The organism is Pseudoxanthomonas sp. LjRoot204_2, from assembly GCF_056175765.1.
Genome location: NZ_JBGFFG010000584.1, coordinates 1 through 1,717 on the forward strand (window position 1 = coordinate 1; position 1,717 = coordinate 1,717).

2 protein-coding genes are annotated in these 1,717 nt (G+C 68.7%); one reads left to right on the forward strand and one right to left on the reverse strand.

What is annotated here, in order from left to right:
• Positions 1 to 4: 4 nt before the first annotated feature.
• Positions 5 to 1,282: a YihY family inner membrane protein gene (locus tag AC04L7_RS18085; protein WP_296282013.1), complete on the reverse strand. Its 1,278-nt coding sequence runs from the start codon at positions 1,280 to 1,282 to the stop codon at positions 5 to 7.
• A gap of 76 nt (positions 1,283 to 1,358) precedes the next feature.
• Between AC04L7_RS18085 and AC04L7_RS18090 the strand changes: the two genes are divergently transcribed.
• A partial coding sequence (locus tag AC04L7_RS18090; RefSeq protein WP_475513621.1) for an NAD(P)H-dependent oxidoreductase occupies positions 1,359 to 1,717 on the forward strand: 359 nt, incomplete at its 3' end.

The window sequence follows — 1,717 nt, forward strand, 5'->3', positions numbered from 1 at the left end:
GGCTTCATGCAGGCTCCTGGTGGGAATCGACGAACAGATCGCTGACGCGCTTTTTCAACAGCTCGCGCAAGGGCACGCGCAGGTCGTCCAGCGCCACGCGTGCGGCGCGCCCCAGCGCGTCGTCGTGGAACGGAAGATGTGCTTCGGCGACGGGAATGCGCAGCTGGCAGGCTTCGTACAGGTCGCACAGCGTCAGATCGTCCAGGTCGCGTGCGAGAAGCCATTCGCCTTCTTCGTCACGGCGCAGCAGGTCGATCTCGGCCAGCTGCGCCAGCATCTGCTGGATCAGCGAGTCGGTCAGCATCGGCTCCATCGCCAGGATCTGGTCGCTGTGCAGGCCCTTGCCCTTCTCGCGCGCCTGCGCGAAGCGGCCCAGCATGCGCAGCAGGCCATAGATCTCGTAGCCCAGCGGCAGGCGCAGCGCGACCGGCTGGTAGCGGAAGGCGGCCATGCCGGAGGCGAGCGACGCGCCCAGCAGCACGGCCACCCAGCACAGGAAGATCCACAGCAGCAGGATGGGAGCGGCCGCCACCGCGCCGTAGATCTTCTGGTACGCGTTGAAGCTGCCCAGGTAGACGCCCAGGCCCCACTTCGCCAGTTCCAGCAGCACGGTCGCCAGCAACGCGCCCGCCACCGCATAGCGCCACTTGATGGTCCGGTGCGGCACCACGCGGTAGATCACCACGATGGCCGCCAGCTCGATCAACACCGGCGCCACGCTCAGCGACAGCGCCTGCAGCCACTTGCCGCCGCTGGTGGCGAACACGGGCAGCGCATAGAAGCGTGCCGACAGCGCCAGTGAGGCCGCCGCCATCAGCGCGCCCAGCGTCAGCACCGTCCAGTAGACCAGGAAGCGCGACAGCTTCGGCCGCGCGCTGCGCACGCGCCAGATGCGGTTGAAGGTCGCCTCGATGCTGTTGAGCGTGATGAGCAGCGACACCACCAGCGCGATCACGCCGACCGCGGTCAGCTTGCCGGTGTTGGCCAGGAAGCCATCGAGCTTCGCCTTCAGGCTGACTGCCGCGCCGGGCAGGAAGTTGGCGAAGATGTAGTCGCGCAGCTGCGCGCTCCATTCCTGGAACACCGGGAACGCCGACAGTACGCCGAACACCACCATCGCCAGCGGCACCAGCGCGAACAGCGTGGTGTAGGCCAGAGAACCGGCGGCCTGGAACAACCGGTCGTCGAGGAAGCGCTTGGCCAGGAAGCGGAAGAAGGTGCCCATGCGCGCGCGGTCGCGCATGCGGTCAGTCCAGCGGTTCAACGAATCCAGGGGCTCCATGGGCGGAAGGGTAACCGATGCGTCATGGGCGCGACATCGCCGATACTAGGCGCTTCCACGCCACGAAGACGCCCCCATGCCCGAGATCCTGGTGCTCTACTACAGCCGCGGCGGATCCGTTGCGCGGCTGGCGCGGCAGATCGCGCGTGGCGTGGGCGAAGTGGACGGCATGTCCGCGCGCCTGCGCAGCGTGCCGCCGGTCGCCGCCGTGACCCAGCAGGCCGCGCCGCCCGTGCCCGAAGAAGGCGCGCCCTACGTGGACAGGCAGGACCTGGCCGAGTGCGCGGGCCTGATCCTCGGCAGCCCCACCCGCTTCGGCAACATGGCCGCGCCCGTCAAGCATTTCATCGATGGCCTGGGCGCGGAATGGGCCAGCGGCACGCTGGTCGGCAAGCCGGCGGCGGTATTCACCTCCACCGCCACCCAGCACGGCGG

Bases quoted from the DNA above. Each gene is read 5' to 3' on its own strand.
- AC04L7_RS18085 (WP_296282013.1), bottom strand. From the start codon at position 1,282: ATGGAGCCCCTGGATTCGTTGAACCGCTGGACTGACCGCATGCGCGAC.